We start from the raw sequence: 771 nt of genomic DNA, 5'->3' as shown, positions 1-771 counted from the left end.
GAGAACACCTTATCACGCTCGAGATAACCGTCTTATCACGTCCGATGAGAGACCCTTGCGTCGGGCGACGAAAGCGTCTCTCGGAAAATAGATACCGACAACTTACGCTACCGTCAGTATTTTATCGAGCGTAGCTGTCCTTGTATCTTTCAATAAAGCCCCGCTGCTATACTGCGTTACCACTTCCAGATTGTAGGTTCCTGCCGGTAATGCAGGAATCACCACAATTAACTCCGAAGGATTATTGGTTACGATGTCACTTTCTTCTACCGCCGTTCTGACACCGGACGTAGTGTTCACAAAGAATACCCCGATAAAAGGATCATTACCTGCTACTTTGATCTTGCTTCCGGCAATCTTGAGGTTTCTGCCGGGCGTGATAAGATCATTGACTGAACCACTTTTTACATCCGTCACCTGGAGAATTACTGAAGAAGCTTCTGCCACGCCCAGGATTTCGACCTCAATATTGGGAATCTCAGCACGTAGCTTTTCTCCCTGGTTAAACTGGAAAATAATGCTGTGCTTATCTTTATTAAAAGTCTCCGAAGGGCTGTCGAATACCCCACGAATGGTCGTGCTTGCCGTAAAGTACCCAGTATTGATGGAATACCCGTCACAAAGCTGATACGCCATTTCTTTCAGGAATAGTTCTGTGGCATGCTCCATTGCCGAGGCGGAGATATCAGCCCCGCCACGGTTGGCGGCTGAAAGGCAGATCTGTTGCACGTTGAGACTTCGTTCGCTTGCAGTGCGTGCGATGAAATCATT

The 771-nt window shown here is 47.7% G+C and carries 1 protein-coding gene; it reads right to left on the bottom strand.

Going from position 1 to position 771, the window contains the following annotated elements:
• Positions 1-102: 102 nt before the first annotated feature.
• Positions 103-771, bottom strand: a 669-nt coding sequence (locus tag ACPYOJ_RS34565; protein ID WP_481420257.1) for a DNA-binding domain-containing protein, incomplete at its 5' end; no start/stop codon positions are given.

Source organism: Rhizobium sp. SVR5-9E (assembly GCF_056755095.1).
The sequence above is the reverse complement of the archived record's forward strand: the minus strand, read 5'-3'. Positions and strand labels throughout refer to the sequence as shown.